The sequence below is a fragment of the Sphingobacterium sp. UBA7625 genome (genome assembly GCF_002484085.1).
Classification (GTDB): Bacteria; Bacteroidota; Bacteroidia; order Sphingobacteriales; family Sphingobacteriaceae; genus Sphingobacterium; species Sphingobacterium athyrii.
This window is the reverse complement of record NZ_DLJD01000051.1, coordinates 655,873-676,292: the sequence shown is the minus strand read 5'-3', so window position 1 is coordinate 676,292 and position 20,420 is coordinate 655,873. Positions and strand designations below refer to the sequence as shown.

The window sequence follows — 20,420 nt, the reverse complement described above, 5'->3', positions numbered from 1 at the left end:
AACAAAATTGCTTTTTTCTTTTGAAAAAACAAGATTATGATCCTTCCGAATTGGAGTACAAAGATATATTTTGTTTCTTTGTAATCCTAATAAAATTTAGAAAAATGTCACATAAAGCAGGATTCGTAAGTATCATCGGAAAGCCAAATGCTGGTAAGTCCACCCTAATGAACGCTTTAGTAGGTGAAAAGATGTCTATCATCACACCTAAAGCGCAAACGACAAGACACCGCATTATCGGTATTGTAAACGATGAAGACCATCAAATTGTGTTTTCCGACACACCGGGAGTCATCAAACCAAACTATTCTCTACAGGAATCAATGATGAACTTTGTCCAGGGATCGCTTATTGATGCGGACATTATTTTATTTGTGACTGATATCCACGAGAAATACGACGAGAATGACGTATTGGAGAAATTACGTAAAACGAATTCTCCGGTAGCCGTCCTGATCAACAAAATAGATAAATCTTCTGAAGAAGAGGTAAAGGCCAAAATTGAATTTTGGCAAGAAAAGCTAAATCCTGACACAATCTTCGCTATTTCAGCCAAGTTGGATCATAATGTATCAGCCGTCATGCAGTACATCAAAGATAAGTTGCCTATCCACGAGGCTTACTACGAAAAAGATGAATTGACGGACAAATCCATGCGTTTCTTTGTCTCCGAGATGATACGTGAAAAAGTATTCAAACTGTATGACAAAGAAATTCCTTACAGTACAGAAGTGATCGTCACTTCCTACAAAGAAGAAGCAAATATTACGCGTATTGCCGCCGAAATTATTGTCGAGCGCGATTCACAAAAAAACATTATCATCGGTAAAGCGGGAGCTATGATCAAAAAAGTAGGTACCTATGCCCGCCAGGATATTGAAGAATTTATTGATGGAAAGGTTTTCCTGGAACTTTTCGTGAAGGTAATCCCCGACTGGAGAAGCAAGAAGAATTACCTCAAACGTTTTGGTTACGACGATTAATTAGTACTGAGTAGATAGTATTGAGTATTGAGATTCTGGTTGTACAAGCCTTTGGCTCACTTACTTTAGTTTTTGTATCATGCAATCTATTTTTCTTTATCCATTTTTACTATCACAAAAATGAACAAAGAAAACAGCAATATCAGAAAAGTCAGCGCTAGCTCGACAGGTTCGTTTCATTAAAATATGCACGGAGTGCTTTAATCTGTTTCAGATTAAGCACTTTTTTTAGGTCTTCATCCGAAGCTTCTTTCACACGTTTAACCGATTTAAATTCGGTAAGCACCTTTTCCACCGTTGTTTTTCCGATCCCTGGTACATTTTCCAGTTCAGACACAAAAGTCTTGCGGCTGCGTTGATTACGGTGAAAGGTGATCCCAAAGCGGTGCGCCTCATCACGTAAGTGCTGGATGATCCTTAATGTTTCCGATTTCTTATCTAAATAGAGTGGATATTGATCTCCGGGATAGAACAATTCTTCAAGTCGCTTAGCGATACCGATGACAGTTACCTTACGTTCTATTCCCAGTAAGCGCAAGCTTTTTAATGCAGCGCCCAATTGTCCCTTACCCCCGTCAATAATAATCAACTGTGGCAAGGATTGATCTTCATCCAATAACCTTCTGTATCGTCTAAAAACAGCCTCCTCCATGGTCGCAAAATCATTGGGTCCCTCCACTGTTTTCACATTAAAATGCCGATAGTCTTTTTTGGAAGGCTTTGCATCTTTAAACACTACAATAGCTGATACAGGATAATTCCCCTGAATATTGGAGTTGTCAAAACATTCGATATGCTGAGGCAGGACATTCATGCGCAGGTCCTTCTGCATCTGCTTTAAAATACGTTCCGTACGAATGTCAGGGTTCAGTTTTTCGTATTGTAACAAACGTTCTTTCCTAAAAAAAGCTACATTTTTTTGGGAAAGCTCCAAGAGTTTCTTCTTTTCCCCCAGTTTGGGAATTGTGAATTTTATCCGTTCGTTTTCCTCAATATCCAGTTCGAAGGGGACAATAATCTCCCGCGAAAGGCTTTTAAACCGTTCGCGTATTTCGGGGATGGCTAGAGACAGTAGTTCCTGTTCGCTCTCATCCAAACGGCGTTTCATTTCAAGGGTCTGCGTCTGAATAATGACGCCATTCATTACCTTTAGATAATTGACAAAGGCGTAGCCCTCATCCGAGGCAATGCTAAATACATCCACGTTGGTTATTGAAGAATTGACCACGGTCGATTTGCTCTGATAATTGTCCAGTTTATCGAGTTTGGCTTTAATCAATTGTGCCCGTTCAAAATCCAGCGAAGCGGCCGCTGAAGCGATGCTTTCTTTTAGTCTATTGGTGACCACGGCAATTTTACCATTCAGAATATCCTTGATGTCACTCAGGTTCTGATCGTAGTCTTCTTCAGACTGATATCCTTCACAGGGCCCTTTACAGTTTCCGATCTGATATTCGAGACAGATTTTGAACTTACCTTTTCGGATATTCTCCTGCGTAAGCGCCAGATTACATGTCCGAAGCGGAAACAGTTCACGGATCAGATCCAGTACGATGTGCATCATACCAACAGAAGGGTACGGTCCGTAGTAGCGGGAACCATCCTTAATAAATTGCCTCGTCCAAAAAACACGGGGAAAGGGTTCGTTCTTAATGACAATCCATGGATAGGTCTTGTCATCCTTGAGCATGACATTGTATTTTGGCTTATGCTTCTTGATTAATGAATTCTCAAGCAACCAAGCATCAATTTCGGTATCTACTATAGTAAAAGAAATACGGTTGATCTTACGGACCAAAACACGGGTCTTACCGTTTAATTGATTTTCATTGACAAAATAAGAACCTACCCGGTTACGAAGGTCTTTCGCTTTACCGATATAGATCAATTCATCGTGTTTATCAAAATATTGATAGACCCCTGGTCGATGAGGTATCTTCTTTAATTCTTCTCTATAGTCAAATGTCAAAACTTTAAAATTAAAAAGTAAAAAACGGAGACAGCTTATAAGCCACAGGCTTATCAAACTCGAGCTCTTATTCTTTAATCTTTGAAAAACAAGCTGGCGTAAACAAAATCTCCATACTCAAATCTGAAAAGTCAAAATTAGAAAATGAAGCAACTTGTAAGCCGCAGGCTTGCCCAACCAGAATCTCAATACTCAATTCTAATTTCTCAATACTCAATACTCAGATTAAAATCCCAAGCGGTCATCCTTTAATTTCGGCTCATCCTTGCTGCTTGAATCTGTAGATCCGTCTTCGACATCAGAGCCGCCACCGCCCCAATACTGGTTACAGTCAATAACACGGGTAAGTCCTCCCTGCGGCTGTTCGAAATCACCTTTTGTATATTTCAGGTTTGAATCTTTATAAACCTTTTGCATAAAGAAGGCAAAGACCGGCATAGCTGCGGCAGCTCCCTGTCCATATTCCATACGGTCAAAACTAATTCCGCGATCCTCTGCTCCCGTCCAGACACCTGTGACCAGTTCCGGAGTGATACCGATAAACCATGCATCGGAGTTATCATTGGTTGTACCTGTTTTACCACCTATCGGATTGGTAAGTTTGTATTTCCACTGAATACGCCGAGCCGTACCCTGAGATACAACTTTTTTCAGCATATCAACAATAATATAAGCGGATTCGCTATTCAGTGCTTTCACTACTTTCGGCGCCTTATCATAGATAGGCGTCCCATTTTTATCTTCGATACGTAAAATGGCTGTTGGTTCGATCCAGGTTCCCTGGTTAACGAAAGCAGAATAAGCACCAACCATATCAAAAACAGATGCTTCATAGGCACCTAGGGAAATGGAAGGGTAATTGGGCACATCGCTCGTTATTCCCATGCGTTTGGTTAACGCAGCGACCTCCGCAGCCCCCACTTCATGCACGAGATAAGCTGTTGCAAAGTTTTGTGAATAAGCTAATGCCTTTGCCAAAGTAATCGGATTCCCGCCCTGTGCATTTCCTCTTGGCGTCCAACCATTATATGTTTGTTGGTAATTCGGAATACTATAACAAGGCGAATAACCGTTATCGATAGCTACTGCATAGGTAAATGGCTTCGCTGTAGACCCGACCTGCCGTGTTCCCATTTTAACCTGATCATATTTGAAGTGATCAAAATCAATTCCACCGACCCAAGCCTTAATATGCCCTGTTTTTGGCTCCATGGACATCATGGCATTCCGGAGCATGAGTTTGTTGTATTTAATGGAATCCATTGGTGTCATCATGGTATCTTTACTGCCTTTCCAGGTGAAAATATTCATCGCAACTTTCACATTGAAGGCTTTTTTGATCTGATCATCATTTAATCCCTCTTCACGTAATATCCGATAACGATCAGAACGTTTCATTCCACTGATCAGCAGTTTTGCTTTATCGCCTTTGAACGGATCTCTATTTTTCCACTGCGCCGAAAATTTCGATTGCAGCTGCTTCATCCATTCTTTCTGCGCATCCTCGGCATACTGTTGCATGGACATATTGATAGTCGTATAGATCTTTAATCCATCGCGGTCTAAGTCATAAGGTGTCCCGTCAGCTTTAACAATCTTAAGATTAGCAAATTCCTTTTTAATCTGATCCTTCAATACAGCTCTAAAATAAGGCGCCAGCCCTTCCCCGTAGTTTGCAATTTTCAATTCCAGTCCGAGTGGTTTCTCCTTCGCATTCGATGCTTCTTCGGCAGAAATAAAATTGGCCGCCACCATATTATTTAATACGGTATTACGCCGAATTTTTGACTTTTCAGGATATCTTACGGGTGAATAGGCTCCGGGACCTTTCAACATGCCCACTAAAAGCGCCGCTTGTTCAGCAGTTAATTTATCTGGTGTGGTATTGAAATAAGTTCGCGCTGCAGATTTTATCCCAAATGTATTGTATGCACCGAAATCCACCGTATTGAAATACATGGTAATAATCTCATCCTTAGTATAATTTCTTTCCAGACGGACAGCTGTCACCCACTCTTGAAATTTTTGGATAACCCGTTTTAAAAAGTTCTTTTGGCGGCCATCAGAAAAAAGGTTAAGCGCCAGCTGTTGCGTAATGGTACTTCCCCCCTGTTTATTGCCGGTCAATGTATGGAAGATCACGGTAAAGGTACGGGAATAATCTATCCCAGAATGGTCATAGAAGCGCTTGTCCTCTGTGGAGACCAATGCTTTGACCAAATAGGGTGACAGTTCACTGTATTTAACATTCGACCGATTCTGTACATAATAAGTTCCTAATACTTTATGATCCTCCGTAATGACCTCAGACGCTAAATTGCTTTTTGGATTTTCCAGGTCGTTAAACGAAGGCAATTTTCCAAATAGTCCAAGGCGTATACTCAATATAAATAGGAATCCCAAGGCTACAATGCCGATAATGATCTTCCAAAAATTGAATGTATATCGTTTTATATCGCCTTCAGTAAGTTGATTTTTTTTTGATACTCGCTTCATCTATTTACTAAATTTCATGTGCAAACATTATTCATTTATGCTTTTTTTCATTTAGCATTGATGAATGTACTGCATTTTGTTTTTTTCAAGCTACATGGAATATCCAGTTTTTTGATCCGTATTTATCTTTTTCAATTGGATATTTCACTATTTGCTCTCATATAGATTTCAATATGATTTTAATGTCCACTCTATCAGATAATGTGCCAAAGAATGATTCATGGCAAAGGTATTACTAATTCATTCAAAAGTGTGCATGAAAACATGAAAATGTTTCCTTTTACCAGGTTGATAATGATGCTATACCCGTTCTATCAAACAGACGGCATAAGCAACGACTCCTTCTTGCCTACCGATAAAACCCATTGTTTCATTCGTGGTTGCTTTGATGGAAATATCATCCGTATCCAGACCTGTAGCTTCAGCAAGTTTGACCTTCATCTGTGGAATATAAGGCTTGATTTTGGGTGCTTCAAGGCAAAGCATCGCATCAATATTGCCAAGTTGATATCCTTTTGCCTGAATCAATTTCATACATTCTTTCAACAGCAACAAGCTACTGATCCCTTTCCACCGCATATCCGTGTTGGGGAAGTGATAACCGATGTCTTCCAAGTTTGCGGCTCCCAAAATAGCGTCACAGATGGCGTGGACCAACACATCGGCATCTGAGTGACCAAAAGCTCCTGCATGATGCTCCAACTGTACACCTCCAACAATAAATGGATGCCCCGCTTTTATTTGATGGACATCAAATCCAAATCCTACCTTGATTTTCATGATTACTATTAAATTATGAGAATACGTTTTTCAACGTAATAAATAAGCTCGTTTTACCTCGCAAACCAAATTTGCGTCCACGATATCTTCATTGCTACGAAGATAACATTTTAGAGCTGATATTTTGAAATGGAGTTTAGCACCGGACATGATCTTCCGCTTTAACTATTGGTAGTCAATAGTGGTATAACCCGAATAACAAAGGGCTATTTCGTCCGAAATAGCCCTTTGTTATAACTTATTGTCTGTTTGTTTTACTCAAGCTTTCAGGACATGGATCTATACTTCCACTTCCTCAGGCGCAAACTGATCATACACTTCGCCAAATGCATCGTAGTCCTGATCACCGTTAGGCTCAAAAACCTGAATGTCTTTGGACCTGGCAAAATCAACAATCTCCGTATTGACATTTCCATCAGCTACGACAACCATATCCGTATAATGCAATGCACCTTTATAGATTGCTTCATAGCTACCATCACCATACACTTGCGCATCTTCAGCTTTAAAAGCACCTTCCGGAGCCATTTCAGCATACTTTGAACCCAATGTACCTTTGAACTCTTCGTTAAACAAAGAATACATCACTTTTGCATCCTTAAATGTAGGGTCGTCCTTATACGTTGTTTTTACGTAAGCAGGTACCAAAGCAGAGAACCATCCGTGACAGTGTACTACATCCGGCGACCAGCCTAATTTCTTAACAGTTTCCAACGCTCCTTTACAGAAGAACACTGAACGCTCATTATTGTCTGCAAAGAATTCGCCATGCTCATCACTAAAAACTTTTTTACGCTGAAAGTAGTCCTCGTTATCCAAGAAATACACCTGCATTCGGGCTGCAGGCAGTGAAGCTACTTTAATAATTAGCGGATTATCATTATTATCCACAACAATGTTCAAGCCTGAAAGACGAATCACCTCATGTAATCTATTTCTACGCTCATTGATATTCCCAAAACGAGGCATCAAGATCCGGATTTCAAAACCCTTCTCTTGCATCGCTTGAGGCAGTTGACGTGTAATTTCAGAAATTTTGGTTAATTCGAGGAAAGGCGACATCTCGTGAGTAATAAACAATATCTTCGTTTTTGCCATCTCCAGTTATTTTTATTTATTATTTTCGAACAGTAAAATCGGTCTACAAAGGTACAAAAAAAATACTTACCATGCAATTTACTATCAATCATCGTTTTATATTCCCAAAATAATATGCAACTTTGCGAACAAAAAACTATTCAGCAAAGTGGAAATTTTCAAAACGAAAGCATCCCTCCAAGCACATCTCCAAAAAGCACGCTCGGCAGGTAAAAAGATAGCCTTAATCCCCACTATGGGAGCACTTCATGAAGGACATTTATCGTTATTAGATTATGCGAAACCCATCAGTGATATTCGTGTTTGTAGCATTTTTGTCAATCCTACACAGTTTAACGACCCTAAAGACCTTGAAAAATATCCGCGTCCAATTGAAAATGACATTAAGCTATTGGAATCCGTCGCTTGCGACATTTTATTTATGCCAAGTGTAGATGAAATGTACCCCGACAAAGATGAAAATTGGCATATTGACCTTGGCGAACTGGATCAAATCTGGGAAGGAGAAAAACGTCCGGGACATTTTCAGGGTGTAACACAGGTGGTCTACAAATTGTTTACATTAGTACAACCCGATATCGCCTGTTTTGGTCAAAAAGATTTCCAGCAGGTGATGGTCATCAAACGTATGATCGAAATCAAAGATCTTCCAATTCAATTGGCGATCTGTCCAATAATCAGGGATGAACACGGTTTAGCCTTGAGTTCGCGAAATATGCGCCTGAGCGAAGAAGGAAAAATAAAAGCCCTCGCGCTTTCGCGTTCGTTACAATATGTGAAAGATCATCTTGCAGACAACATTGACCTACAAGAAATTAAAAAGAAAGCCCTCACTATTTTGACACAGACAAAGGAATTAACAGTCGAATATTTTGCGATCTGTGAAAGCAACTCTTTAAAAGAAGTTGAGCGGATTGATGCCAGCAAACAGTATGTGGCTCTGGTAACAGCCTGGGTTGAAGGCGTTCGTCTTATTGATAATATGACGTTAGCTTAATAAAAAAAATTTTACCTTTGCGCCATGGTAATAGAAGTAATGAAATCCAAGATCCACCGCGTGAAAGTTACACAGGCGGAATTGAATTACGTGGGTAGTATCACGATAGATGAAGATTTGATGGATGCTGCAAATATCATCGCTAACGAGAAAGTTCAGATTGTAAATAACAATAATGGGGCCCGCCTAGAAACGTATGTGATTCCCGGACAGCGCGGATCGGGCACGATCTGTTTAAATGGAGCTGCAGCACGTTTGGTACAGGTTGGCGATATCGTTATTATCATTTCTTATGCAACAATGGACTTTGAGGAGGCAAAGCAGTTTAAGCCCGCTTTGGTATTCCCGAACGACAACAACCATTTGATTAGATAGTATTGAGGTACTTACTACAGTACTTAATAATAATTTTATCTAGCAGAACTATATACTGCTAAATAAAAATCGTATTTTTGAAGCGCTACTCGAACAAGTAGCGCTTTTTTATGCAATCAAAAATAACAAGAAATCTGCGTCAGCTTATCGCATCATTCCAATTGGCTTTGATGTCGCTGATTATTCTTTCGGGTGTTATTTTTATGCACAAAGAGGTAAAATCAAATGGGGAAATCGTGATGCACACGCACCCTTATGATTTTACAAAGAAAGAAAAACCTCAAGAAACAGACGATCAGATCGATTATCTGAATGTCATTTATCAAAACAATTACGTACAGACCGATTTCATTATTCTCGAACTTCCTATACCAAAGGAAATTCAGCTAACGGATTATTGTTCGATCTGCCCCGAAATTACCAGCATCACAAGCAGTCCCTATTACCTTCGAGGGCCTCCCCGCTTCGCATAAAAACATTTATTTTTTTAATCTGACGTACACCCTGTGAAATAACATCAGGCAATGCCGCTGGCATTTGTCAGCTGCTCTATTTCCGGAATCGAAAAATTGATCAAGATCGTGGCTTGTACATGGGTGCAAGAACTATTGTTCATATTTGATGATTAAAAGTAAACGGTAGATTGGCTGCAGGTGAGTGACCTGCAGTCCAAAGATCTTTGTACATCTTAGGGCCAGATATATAGTCAATGTTATATGATACAGCTGACAGGCAAGATGCTAACATGAGCATCACCCCTTTCTATAGCAAAAAAGTATGCAATATAAAAGATTATAAGCTTTTAGGATTAAGATCTCAAAACGAAGTACTCCATACTCAATCTTATAAAAATGCTAAAGCAATATACGCTGCTGGCTACATTAATAGCCGGCACATCCACCATATACGCACAATCACCTTTGGAGGGATATTTATTCAATAAAAACCGTGAAGCCATTGCTTCTGGCACATTGACCATAAAGAACAGCAAATCAGCCACGACATCAGATGCTGATGGACACTTTAAATTCAATAGCCTGACTACGCCCAAAGTAACTTTAAATATTTCCGCTGTAGGTTATCGCTCACTGACAAAAGTGATCAGTTTGGACACCTTAAAATCACCGCTTCAGATCCAGCTTGACGAAGACAACCTTAATCTCGACGAGGTTGTCGTTTCGGCTACGCGTTACGGTGTTAAACGTAAGGATGCACCGGTTGTGGTCAATGTCATAGGTCCAAAACTATTCAATGCAACACAATCTGTCGCGATGTCAGAGACATTAAATTATCAACCCGGTGTTCGGGTGGAAAATAACTGTCAAAATTGTGGTTTTTCACAGGTTAGGCTCAATGGCCTCGAAGGGCCATATTCACAGATATTAATCAACAGTAGAGCTGTTTTTTCGGCATTAAATAGTGTCTATGGACTGGATCAGATCCCGACCAGTATGATTGACCGGATCGAAGTTGTCCGTAGTGGTGGCTCCGCACTATTCGGAGCCAATGCCATCGCCGGAACCATCAATATCATTACAAAAGATCCCGTCGAGAACGACTGGCAGGTAAAATCCACCAATTCATTAATCGGCGGAAAAAGCTGGGACAACACCGTAGACTTCAATACCTCTCTTGTGGCGGAGGACTTAAAAACCGGCGCAACATTTTATGGCATGCACCGCAATAGGGAATCTTACGACTCCAATGGGGATGGATTTTCGGAAATCACTAAGCTTCGGAATACTACGTTTGGCACCAAGGTGTTTTACAAACCGAGCGATCTGGATAAAATTACCATTGATTTCAGTACGGTCAATGAATTCCGTCGGGGTGGAGATCAGCTTGATAAAGCGCCCCACCTGACTCAGATCACAGAGCAATTGCAAACCAGTTCCATTGTTGGTGGAATCACCTACGATCATTATTCCGAAGATTACAAACACAAGCTGTCGGCTTATGGTTCCGTTCAGAAAACCGAACGTGACAGCTATTATGGCGGTCTTGGTGGCGGAACCACACGCGCTGACAGTACACTTGCATCCAATTCGTATGGAAAAACAGATGATATTGCACTTGTTTTAGGAAGTCAATACACCTACAATTTTGAAAAAGATGTATTTACAGCAGGTGTAGAGTTTTCCTATAACGACACCCAGGATGAGATTCTCGGCTATAAGCGGACGATTGACCAGCAGAATAAGGGGTTGGGTACTTATGCACAATACGAATGGAAACCCTTTTCCACATTGAAAACACTGATTGGCGCCCGCTACGATTACACGTATGTAGATGGTAAATACAGTCTTGCAGGTATAAATCGGAATTCGGATCAACGCTTTGGTACGTTCAGCCCACGATTAACTGTTCTTTATGATATCACGAAAGACCTGCAATTCAGGGGTGGATATGCACGTGGTTTTCGGGCGCCGCAGGCATTTAATGAAGACATGCACGTGACCTCGATCGGCGGCAACCAGGTTTTTGTCCTTATTGGTGAAAACTTAAAAACCGAATATTCCAATGCCTATACGGGATCATTCAGTTACAATAAAAACTTTGGAAATGTACAGACAAGCTTGCTTGTCGAAGGTTTCTATACAGATCTCAACAATCAGTTTGTCAACATTATGGCCTCAGAAAAGGATGGGTTGATTATTCAGGAGATGCAAAATGGAGAAGGCGCACGTGTGTATGGCTCCAACATCGAAATCAATATTGCCCCTTCATCCTGGCTTTCCTTCCAGACCGGAGGAACAATCCAACGCTCGCGTTATAAAAAAGATCAGCTGATCTATGAAGGCAAAGAGGATGCCCATGATATCTGGACAAAGAAATATGTCCGGACACCCAATATTTACGGTTATATGAACACCAACCTGAAAGCGACAAAACGGTTTGCAGTTGACTTGACCGGAGTATATACCGGTAAAATGATTGTACCCCATATCCAGCAAGATATCATGACCTTAAAAAATGCAAGAGATTTTGTTGAATTAAACCTACGCTTGGGCTATACACTTCCTGTCCACAAGGACTTCAGCATTGAATTCTTTGGTGGCGTCCAGAATATGTTCAACGCTTTTCAAAAGGATTTTGACAAAGGAGCTTTACGGGATTCAGATTATATCTATGGGCCAACACGTCCGAGAACCTTTACGTTCGGACTCCGGATCGGTCATTTTCATTAAGAAATTGCCATTGGGAGAAATAGACGCTAATAAAAAAACAATGAAATATTGCCGGAAAATAAGCATGCTATTGATCGCATTATTTTATCCGCTCCTCCATTTTGGGCAGGAGCGGATCAATTGGGTCAGTTTTGAACAGCTCGATTCTTTACTTGCAGTCGAACCGCGGGAAACCCTTATTTTTATCCATACCGACTGGTGTAGCTATTGCCGTAAGATGGAACGGGAGATATTCACCAAGCAGAATCTTGTCACTGTGATCAATAAAAATTATTATGCAGTCAGTCTGGATGCGGAATCCGTGGCGGAGATCAGCTTTGATCAAAGCATCTGGAAAGCTGAATCCAACAGAAAAAAAACTGGTCAGTACCATCCTTTGGCGCTACTGTTATTGCAGGGAAAACAAATGGTTTTTCCGAGCATCCTTCGATTTGATAGCAAATTTCGCTTAAAAAATATACAGCAAAAATACCTGAATTCAAAAGAGTTAAGTGTTTTTTTAGAATAATTTAACATATTTGTGTAGCGAAACCAAATGAACCTGCGTTTGGAATCTTATAATTAATACACACTTTAAGAAATTATGAAAAATATCACGAAATTTTTAATGGCATTTTTGTGTCTGGGAATGATCTTCGCATCTTGTAGCAAAGATAACATCGATTATGATGCTATAAACGAACAGATTAGACAAGAACAGATCAGACAATATAAAACCAAAAAACAGCAAGCACAGGCAATCAAAGATTATGCTGCCGCAAATTTTACAAATCCGAAATTTTCTTCCGACTCTATTGGAATATGGTATGAGGTCCTAAATGAGGGAACGGGAGATCCATTCGACTATACTACAGGTATCCCTAAAATCAGTGTCAACTATAAAGGCGAGTTAATGGATAACAATAAGACAGTATTCGCTCAAACAAAAGAAGGAACTCCAGCCAATTATTCTGATTTAAGAATTACTTATACTGAAACAACACAAGGACAGTTTCTTGGTGGATGCTGGTTCTTTGCATTCGTTCCAGAATCCATTAACAGCAATGGAGCTGAGAAAAAATTATTGGGACTTTTACCTAAGGGCTTAAAAAAGGGTTCAAAAATTAAATTGGTTACACCTTCTGTTTGGGGATTTGATAATAGAACCTATAAAATTAGTGATGGTCCATCAATTCCTGCTGATTCTCCATTGGTATATACGATCGAGGTAGTAAGCATGGAAAAAGCCACTTCAATCTAAAAAACACTTTTTATTTATGGAAGCCATTTTCATATTGAAAATGGCTTTTTTTAAAAACACAATACCATGAAAAAACTACTATCTACCTTATTCTTTGGGCTAACACTGGCCTCGATCTTTTTTGCTAGCTGTAACAAAGACAATTTTGACTATGCCGCTTGGGAAAGAGAACAGTTGGAAAAACAACGCATTCAGGATTCCATCAACAATAAGCGCGTTGAAGAACAATTTCCTATTATCAAAAAATATGTGGCGGACAACCAGCTTCAGAATGTACAATATATTGATTCTCTAGGTTTAGCCTACCAGCTTTTAGCAACTGGAGAGGAGAGCTCATACACCTATTCATTTAACTCCAATGGTGGAATTATAGCACCTGATGCGACGGTAAAATATATTGGTAAACTCGTTCCCAGTGGCACAATATTCCAACAAACCGAAGAAGGAAAGACAGCTACATTGAATTTATCCAGCGTTATCACAGCTTGGCAGATCGCTTTTCTTCCGAAATCCATTTCGTATAATGGCAAGGACATTCCAACGGGAGGAATTACGCCAACTGGTCTAAAAAAAGGATCTAAAATCCGCATCATTACCCCGTCTCCTTGGGCTTATGGTGATACGGGCAAACAAGGCTCCTCCTCTTCAGACGTTTCGATTCCAGCTAAATCACCTTTAGATTTTACAATTGAAGTTGTTGATATTAAAAATAAATAGTCTTACAAAAAACACAATAGGTCTTCAAAAACCATCCAAAAAAAGTTTTTGAAGACCTATTAATCATGCTATGAATAAGTTTTTATTGCCTTTATTTTTAGGAATCGTAGCCCTCATTCTGCTGAATGTTAGCTGCAATAAAAACGACGATATTCCTATTTATAATGCGACTGAGCAATTTAAGACAGATTCCGTCCTACTTAAAAATTATGTTGAAAGCAAGTTTCCTGATGCACAGTATGATGCAGAAACGGGAATCTGGTATGAGATGCTTGCCACAGGAACGGGTAACTATACCTACAAAATAGTAGATACACTAAATGCAAAACATCTTAAATTTTCTCCTACCGTAAAATATGTAGGAAAACTTTTGAATGGGAATATCTTTGATCAAACGGAAGCAGACAAAACATCAACCTTCAACATTAGAACGAATACAGGCTATCAATATCCCTTCGACAGCACAATTATTCCGGCCTGGACATTCGCCTTTGCACCAAAAAGGATTGGAGACATGAAACTAGGCGGGCTGACCGAAAAAGGGCTTCAAAAAGGAGCTAAGATCCATATTATGGTACCTTCCAGATGGGCGCATGGGAGTCTCGCAATGGGAAAAATCCCCGCTAATTCTCCCTTGGATTTTGTAATTGAAGTCACTGACATCAAATAAGATCCTCCTATACAAAGAACCGTTATATTCATAAAATACAAACATAAAAACGCCTAAAGCAAATTCTGACTTTAGGCGTTTTTTATTTCTTTCCGTTAATCAACAATATATCTTATCAAATAACACCGCATTATATTTCCCATTGGCTACCGGAAAATAGAAACCTGCAACCTGCTCAAAATAAATCCTAACTAGAGCAATAAGTGCATTTCCCGACTTAAAATCCAGCCGATTGAAAACTCTATGTCCGACCAGTGTAATGAGTGAATAAGGAGAGCTTTTAAAAAACAAAAGCTCGAAGTGGGGAACTCCGAGCTTTACCTAACCAATTATTAACCTAAATTATGAAAAGTTCTTTATATATTATTTTGTATATATCTTTCTGTTTTGATATATCAAAGGTAACATACATTCCCTTTTATGTCAAGAAATTTAACAGCATTTAACGTTGTTAAAATTATGTTAAAACAATTTAGCAAATTGTAACAGGCTAGTGACTTTGTTTGGGTATTGCGATACTTTTAAACGCATTTTGAAGTAGTATTGTTCCGGATTCGATGAAGACCATACCTTGGTCTCCTGAGTCAGAAAATGATATGGCTTTTTTAAGGAAAAATAAGCGGGACAATGGAAGCCTGAATTCTTTTAGAAAAACAATATCAATAAACAAAACACTTTCAATAAAAAGGAATAAATTTGTGTAGCAGCTTTTGTCAGTATATACGACATTTAATGATGTGCGTAAAAAAACAGGAACTTATCAGGATTTCGTATGTGGCAATGGCGATCTAATAAATTGGAAAAATAAACAAGGATGAAAATAGCTTTAGCACAATTGAATTACCATATTGGCAATTTTGAAGCAAATACAAAAAAAATAATTCAAGCAATCAACCAAGCCAAAGAGGCATCGGCAGATCTTATCATATTTGCAGAGCTCGCTATCGGAGGCTATCCGGCCAAAGACCTGCTGCGAAGTAAGGTATTTAAACAACAGTGCAACGAAGCTATCTACCAAATCGCAGCCCACTGCCAAGACATAGCCTGTATCATCGGTGCTCCTGTCACAAACAGCGATCCCGAAGGAAAAGCGCTTTACAATACTGCTGTATTTATCGAACAGGGAGCTGTTCGAAATATTGTAAAAAAAGGTTTATTACCAGATTACGATGTATTTGATGAATACCGCTACTTTGAACCCAACAAACGTTTTGACTGCATTACATTGAACGGTGTAAAAATTGCCCTGACCATATGTGAAGATCTCTGGGATGACGATGAGGGCGGCAACTCGTATGTAGGTGACCCTATGGCCGAACTGCGAAAAGAGAATCCCGATCTGCTGATCAATATTGCAGCTTCGCCATTCTCGTACACACATTTTGAAAAGCGCGTTAAAGTGCTCTCGCTTCAGGTCGAGAAATCCAACCGTCCTCTGATCTATGTCAACCAGGTGGGTGCACATATGGATATTATTTTCGATGGCAGATCGCTTGCATTCAACAAGGACGGAACAAAGGTTGCTGAATTAAAACGATTTGAAGAAGACCTACAATATGTCACCTATCATCAGAGAAATATTACCTCAACCACCGCAACGATAAAAGATCCTGCAACAGAGATAGCCTTGATCCATGACGCATTAATTTTGGGATTACGCGATTATTTCCAAAAATCAGGATTCAAAAGAGCGGTGTTAGGTTTATCAGGAGGATTAGATTCAGCCCTGGTTGCTGCCTTGGCCTGTGAAGCGCTCGGTGCAGACAATGTGCTTTCCATTTTAATGCCCTCTGTCTATTCCTCAGACCATTCCATCAAAGATGCAATGGATCTGGTGTGCAATACCGGCTGCAAACACCATATCGTCCCCATTAAAGATATCGCTTCCGCATACGAAAATACGCTCGCTCCTCTCTTCGAAAACTTGAAGCCCGATACCACCGAAGAAAATATACAGGCACGTGCACGTGCTGTTATTTTGATGGCCATCTCAAACAAGTTTGGCAACATCCTATTAAACACTTCCAACAAAAGCGAGGCCGCTGTAGGTTACGGCACCTTGTATGGCGATATGGCAGGCTCCATTTCGGTCATTGGCGACGTCTATAAATCCAGCGCTTATGAACTGGCGCGTTATATCAATCGGGAGCGTGAAATTATTCCGGTCAACACCATTGAAAAAGCCCCCTCCGCAGAATTGCGTCCCGATCAAAAAGACTCGGATTCTCTGCCGGAGTACGACCTGCTGGATAAGATTTTATATGAATTGATTGAAAATGAAAAGAGCGGCTCCGAAGTTGTAGCGATGGGATTCGAAAAAGCGTTAGTAGAAAGAGTGAGTAAATTACTGAATAATACTGAATTTAAACGCTTTCAGGCACCACCAATTCTGCGGGTCAGCCCCAAAGCTTTTGGTGTGGGAAGACAGATTCCGTTGGTAGCAAAATATCCGTATTAATTTTACAATTAGCATTAAACCATAGTTATAGTTTTTTGTCTAACATAAATAAATTGAAATAGGTGCTGTACAGTACAAAAGTGAATTGCCATAATAATTGCTTTGGCCAGCTTGAGGGCCGCCAGAGCGAATAGTTAAGAAAGTTTAAAACAATTTAAATAAATATAAGTTCCATATAGGCCATGAAATCATTATGAGTAAACAGCTAAACAGTTGCTCATGATAGATTCATCACAGTTAATAAATAAATTACTACGATGAAAAAGATTCTGTTATTTTTGGTGCTCTGCGTTGCGCTGGCATCATGTTCATCTTACCAATACAATACCACTCGGGTAGAGAAGATGGATTTTACTCCTTTCAAGACGTATGCCTGGCTACCACCGGTAGACTCGCTTTCAAAGTCTTATTTTGACAATGATATTGCCAAAACTAATATTTTGGATGCGGCAAATGCTGCCTTGGAAGCGAAGGGACTCCAGTATTCAAAAGATAATCCCGATCTATTATTCCGTTATATCACGATCGTTAATAACAAAAGCCGTCTGGTATATGGCGGTGGCGGATATTATGGCTGGGGCGGTCCTTGGGGCTGGTACAGACCATGGTTTTCACCTTACTATTACGGTGGTGGATATTATCCCGTTGCAAAAGAACGCTATCGTTATGGCCACTTGATCATCGAAGCGATCGACCGCAAAACAAATACCGTGATCTGGCAGGCGCGGGGTTCAGGGGATGTAGACAATCCGGAGAAAGCGATCAATAACATCAGTAAAGTGGCGATCGGAGTGATTGATTTGTTCCCGGTAAAAACATTAAAAAAATAGGCAGAGTTTAAGATGACTGCCCAAAAACGAAAGGCTGGTTTGATAGACCAGCCTTTCGCTTTTTTTATTAGAAATCTCTTTTATTGTTCCGTCCGTCGCCCAATTCGCTTCTTCACCGGATTGGGATTGAGGTCAGCCCAATAACTTAACATTAAACCGATGGACGCAATTTCAAATAAAACGGTACTTCAACGCGATCTTTGGATTTATTAATGATCAATTCGGCAGCCATCCTACCCATCATCTCAAAATCAGTCGATATTGTCGTAATGCCATTGAGAATAAATTTCTTTAATGGCGTCTCATTATAGGAAATGATACCAACATCTTTTCCGATGATCAATTTTTTTTGAATAACCTTATTTAACAATTTGACGAGATCGTCTTCAATAATATTGATATAGCAAGTACCTTTCTCTACCTTCTCTTCATCTATATCAGAGACCAGCTCATGGTCAAAAGCGTATTGTTGACAGAATTTATAAAATCCCTTGATAATAGCCTTTGGAAAATCACTATAGTCAGGAAATACCAGTTTCAAGTTTTTGTACTTACTCAACACTTCATTCGCTTCCTCCAATGCAGTATAAATATCATGTTCGTAATTTTCGTAAACCGCAGGAAAGTCTCCGGGCACATCTTCAATGAACTTTCCCAGCAACATGAGCTTCTCGGCAGGAATCTTACGGATAATGTCCGGTGCTTTGTCTCTCCCCTCTTTAAAATGTGGAAAGAGTACGTAATGGTCATACGTTTTGGTTAAACTGCCCAAAAGCGTATTCAGATACGATAGATCTGAATTATATACAAATAAATCTAAATTCGCATAATCACTCAGTTGTTTGGCAAAGGAATCATATACAATTTTTTTATGCGCACTTAGTTTATTCAGAAAGAGCGCTATCTTAAGTTTAGATTCGACATCCGTTTTATTCACATAATATCCCTTCCCGGGGTTAGAGGCTATAATCTCATTTTTCTTAAGATAACGGTACGCTTTTTCGACAGTGTCACGTGATATTTCCAAATATGCACTCAGCTCATTAATAGAAGGAAGCATATCATCTCTGACCAATGTTTCATTTTTAACGGCATCAATAATGGTATTTGCCAATTGCAAATATTTGGGAGTAGCAGAAAAATCACTGATTTCTAAGGTCTTTAAAAACTGATTTACGGAACTGGTCATTGTTAGATTTTAATATTTATAAAATTAACGATTTGTTTATAAATATTTAAACAAAACTCCCAAAAACAATTTGCCTCAGAAGCCCGCTTCTATGCATCCCATAATAAAAGGTCCAGTTGCTTTTGTATCATTTTCACGAATCCGCTCACCAACGTAATAATCATAACTGCCGTCCCTGTAAGGATTGCCTCCCAGACCAGCGACAGCATTACACTGCATCAATGTCCACGATCCATTTTCTTGCTTTAACAGCTTTTTTTGAATACCCTGATATAATTTGTTTACCAAGGCCATGTAGCTTTCTGAAAGGTGTTTTTTATTGATGCCTTTTGAATAGGCATATAGAAACATACTATTGACCGACGCTTCCTGATAATTACCTTTTCTTTTGGGCTGGTCAATTACTTGCCACCACAGGCCTTCATCATCTTGATAGTTGGCAAGGGTATTAGCTAACGATTGAGCCAATTGAATCAATTTATCTCTTCTGGGATAATCCAACGGCAATTCATCCAATACATCAATGACAGCCATAAAATACCAGCCAATACTTCTGCCCCAAAAATTGGGCGATTGTCCCGTTTGGGGATTTGCCCAAGCTTGCTTTTTACTTTCGTCCCAAGCGTGATAATACAATCCCGTCCTAGGATCCAATGTATGTTTAGCTGTAATTAAAATCTCATCGATAGCCTTGTCATAATATTGGTCATCCTTGCTCAGCTTTGCATATTTAGCGAGAAAAGGCCCGGTCATATAAACGCCATCCAACCAGATCTGATGGGGGTAAATTAATTTGTGCCAATAGCCGCCTTCGAGTGTTGTAGGTTGATATTTTAGTTGGTGAACCAATGTTTCAATAGCCAGACGATATTTTTCTTTCTTAGTTTTTTCATAAAGTTCAAAGAGTATTTTTCCGGAATTCACAAAATCCACATTATAGGCACTGAGCTCGTATAGATGAATTTCTCCCTTTTCATTGATAAGGGCATCCGCCCACTTTTCTACGTAGTTGAAGTATTTTGCTTCTCCTGTCTTTTCGGCAACTTTTAGCATGGCAAGACAACCTAAACCTTGGGAATACCCGAAATATAGTCGTTTACCATGATCCAATTGCCAAGCCTCAGGGAAACGTTTCATCTCCGAATCCGCAAACTGTTGATACATCGATTGTGCTGTCAAAGTTAATATACTGACTAGCAACTGTAGGAAAAGAACGATCTTTTTAAATAACATATATGTAATCCTTTATTTTTAACACCGATTTATTGACCAATTAGATATCGATATGCATTGAACGTTTTGGATATACTTTAAGAATGAATATTAAACGTATACAGAAATTGGCAATCCTAAAAGTACGACGAAAAGAAATAGAAGCCGTCCTGAACTGTCTTGATTCCGCGCCCTTACTCGACGATTTCGCGCAGTAA

17 protein-coding genes are annotated in these 20,420 nt (G+C 39.6%); 11 read left to right on the top strand and 6 right to left on the bottom strand.

Translation table 11 applies throughout. From position 1 onward, the window contains the following. Positions 1-104: 104 nt before the first annotated feature. Positions 105-983, top strand: coding sequence for a GTPase Era (gene era / locus B4G94_RS22660; protein WP_077437022.1), 879 nt, complete (start codon positions 105-107; stop codon positions 981-983). 157 nt (positions 984-1,140) lie between these two features. Here era and uvrC read toward each other — a convergent pair whose 3' ends face one another. The 4 genes from uvrC to B4G94_RS22640 all read right to left on the bottom strand — a co-directional run bounded on the left by uvrC (position 1,141) and on the right by B4G94_RS22640 (position 7,326). Continuing rightward, positions 1,141-2,952: an excinuclease ABC subunit UvrC gene (gene uvrC / locus B4G94_RS22655; RefSeq protein ID WP_181390590.1), complete on the bottom strand. Its 1,812-nt coding sequence runs from the start codon at positions 2,950-2,952 to the stop codon at positions 1,141-1,143. Positions 2,953-3,177: 225 nt separating this feature from the next. Then, positions 3,178-5,448, bottom strand: coding sequence for a transglycosylase domain-containing protein (locus tag B4G94_RS22650; RefSeq protein ID WP_108634972.1), 2,271 nt, complete (start codon positions 5,446-5,448; stop codon positions 3,178-3,180). A gap of 300 nt (positions 5,449-5,748) precedes the next feature. After that, positions 5,749-6,228, bottom strand: a complete 480-nt coding sequence (gene ispF / locus B4G94_RS22645) for a 2-C-methyl-D-erythritol 2,4-cyclodiphosphate synthase (RefSeq protein ID WP_165309169.1) — start codon at positions 6,226-6,228, stop codon at positions 5,749-5,751. A 279-nt stretch (positions 6,229-6,507) separates the two neighbouring features. Next, positions 6,508-7,326, bottom strand: coding sequence for a glycogen/starch synthase (locus B4G94_RS22640; protein WP_286862162.1), 819 nt, complete (start codon positions 7,324-7,326; stop codon positions 6,508-6,510). Positions 7,327-7,474: 148 nt separating this feature from the next. Between B4G94_RS22640 and panC the strand changes: the two genes are divergently transcribed. The 10 genes from panC (at position 7,475) to B4G94_RS22590 (ending at position 17,801) form a co-directional block, all read left to right on the top strand. After that, a complete protein-coding gene (panC, locus tag B4G94_RS22635; protein ID WP_286862160.1) occupies positions 7,475-8,323 on the top strand; it encodes a pantoate--beta-alanine ligase in 849 nt (282 codons plus the stop codon). Between the two features lie 24 nt (positions 8,324-8,347). Continuing rightward, positions 8,348-8,698, top strand: coding sequence for an aspartate 1-decarboxylase (gene panD, locus B4G94_RS22630; RefSeq protein WP_286862158.1), 351 nt, complete (start codon positions 8,348-8,350; stop codon positions 8,696-8,698). A gap of 110 nt (positions 8,699-8,808) precedes the next feature. Beyond that, on the top strand, positions 8,809-9,171 hold the full coding sequence (locus B4G94_RS22625) for a hypothetical protein (RefSeq protein ID WP_108634967.1): 363 nt from the start codon (positions 8,809-8,811) through the stop codon (positions 9,169-9,171). Positions 9,172-9,549: 378 nt separating this feature from the next. Continuing rightward, entirely contained in the window at positions 9,550-11,886 is a 2,337-nt protein-coding gene (locus B4G94_RS22620; protein WP_286862156.1) for a TonB-dependent receptor, read from the top strand. A gap of 40 nt (positions 11,887-11,926) precedes the next feature. After that, positions 11,927-12,394, top strand: coding sequence for a thioredoxin family protein (locus B4G94_RS22615; protein WP_286862154.1), 468 nt, complete (start codon positions 11,927-11,929; stop codon positions 12,392-12,394). Positions 12,395-12,469: 75 nt separating this feature from the next. Then, on the top strand, positions 12,470-13,126 hold the full coding sequence (locus B4G94_RS22610) for an FKBP-type peptidyl-prolyl cis-trans isomerase (RefSeq protein ID WP_286862152.1): 657 nt from the start codon (positions 12,470-12,472) through the stop codon (positions 13,124-13,126). Positions 13,127-13,192: 66 nt separating this feature from the next. Further along, complete coding sequence (locus B4G94_RS22605; protein ID WP_286862150.1) at positions 13,193-13,843, top strand: FKBP-type peptidyl-prolyl cis-trans isomerase; 651 nt, start codon at positions 13,193-13,195, stop codon at positions 13,841-13,843. 70 nt (positions 13,844-13,913) lie between these two features. Beyond that, a complete protein-coding gene (locus tag B4G94_RS22600; protein WP_286862149.1) occupies positions 13,914-14,513 on the top strand; it encodes an FKBP-type peptidyl-prolyl cis-trans isomerase in 600 nt (199 codons plus the stop codon). 814 nt (positions 14,514-15,327) lie between these two features. Next, a complete protein-coding gene (locus B4G94_RS22595; protein ID WP_286862148.1) occupies positions 15,328-16,971 on the top strand; it encodes an NAD+ synthase in 1,644 nt (547 codons plus the stop codon). 257 nt (positions 16,972-17,228) lie between these two features. Then, on the top strand, positions 17,229-17,801 hold the full coding sequence (locus tag B4G94_RS22590; protein WP_286862146.1) for a DUF4136 domain-containing protein: 573 nt from the start codon (positions 17,229-17,231) through the stop codon (positions 17,799-17,801). Positions 17,802-17,952: 151 nt separating this feature from the next. Here B4G94_RS22590 and B4G94_RS22585 read toward each other — a convergent pair whose 3' ends face one another. Both B4G94_RS22585 and B4G94_RS22580 read right to left on the bottom strand, forming a co-directional pair. Continuing rightward, positions 17,953-18,990: a GntR family transcriptional regulator gene (locus B4G94_RS22585; protein ID WP_108634959.1), complete on the bottom strand. Its 1,038-nt coding sequence runs from the start codon at positions 18,988-18,990 to the stop codon at positions 17,953-17,955. 75 nt (positions 18,991-19,065) lie between these two features. Continuing rightward, positions 19,066-20,223 carry a glycoside hydrolase family 88/105 protein gene (locus tag B4G94_RS22580; RefSeq protein ID WP_286862144.1) on the bottom strand — a complete coding sequence of 386 codons (1,158 nt, stop codon included), beginning with the start codon at positions 20,221-20,223 and terminating at the stop codon, positions 19,066-19,068. Between the last annotated feature and the right edge of the window lie 197 nt (positions 20,224-20,420).

Coding starts and splice junctions, on each gene's coding strand:
- era (WP_077437022.1), top strand. CDS start 105: ATGTCACATAAAGCAGGATTCGTAAGTATCATCGGAAAGCCAAATGCT.
- B4G94_RS22650 (WP_108634972.1), bottom strand. CDS start 5,448: ATGAAGCGAGTATCAAAAAAAAATCAACTTACTGAAGGCGATATAAAA.
- ispF (WP_165309169.1), bottom strand. CDS start 6,228: ATGAAAATCAAGGTAGGATTTGGATTTGATGTCCATCAAATAAAAGCG.
- B4G94_RS22640 (WP_286862162.1), bottom strand. CDS start 7,326: ATGGCAAAAACGAAGATATTGTTTATTACTCACGAGATGTCGCCTTTC.
- panD (WP_286862158.1), top strand. CDS start 8,348: ATGGTAATAGAAGTAATGAAATCCAAGATCCACCGCGTGAAAGTTACA.
- B4G94_RS22625 (WP_108634967.1), top strand. CDS start 8,809: ATGCAATCAAAAATAACAAGAAATCTGCGTCAGCTTATCGCATCATTC.
- B4G94_RS22620 (WP_286862156.1), top strand. CDS start 9,550: ATGCTAAAGCAATATACGCTGCTGGCTACATTAATAGCCGGCACATCC.
- B4G94_RS22615 (WP_286862154.1), top strand. CDS start 11,927: ATGAAATATTGCCGGAAAATAAGCATGCTATTGATCGCATTATTTTAT.
- B4G94_RS22610 (WP_286862152.1), top strand. CDS start 12,470: ATGAAAAATATCACGAAATTTTTAATGGCATTTTTGTGTCTGGGAATG.
- B4G94_RS22605 (WP_286862150.1), top strand. CDS start 13,193: ATGAAAAAACTACTATCTACCTTATTCTTTGGGCTAACACTGGCCTCG.
- B4G94_RS22600 (WP_286862149.1), top strand. CDS start 13,914: ATGAATAAGTTTTTATTGCCTTTATTTTTAGGAATCGTAGCCCTCATT.
- B4G94_RS22595 (WP_286862148.1), top strand. CDS start 15,328: ATGAAAATAGCTTTAGCACAATTGAATTACCATATTGGCAATTTTGAA.
- B4G94_RS22590 (WP_286862146.1), top strand. CDS start 17,229: ATGAAAAAGATTCTGTTATTTTTGGTGCTCTGCGTTGCGCTGGCATCA.
- B4G94_RS22585 (WP_108634959.1), bottom strand. CDS start 18,990: ATGACCAGTTCCGTAAATCAGTTTTTAAAGACCTTAGAAATCAGTGAT.
- B4G94_RS22580 (WP_286862144.1), bottom strand. CDS start 20,223: ATGTTATTTAAAAAGATCGTTCTTTTCCTACAGTTGCTAGTCAGTATA.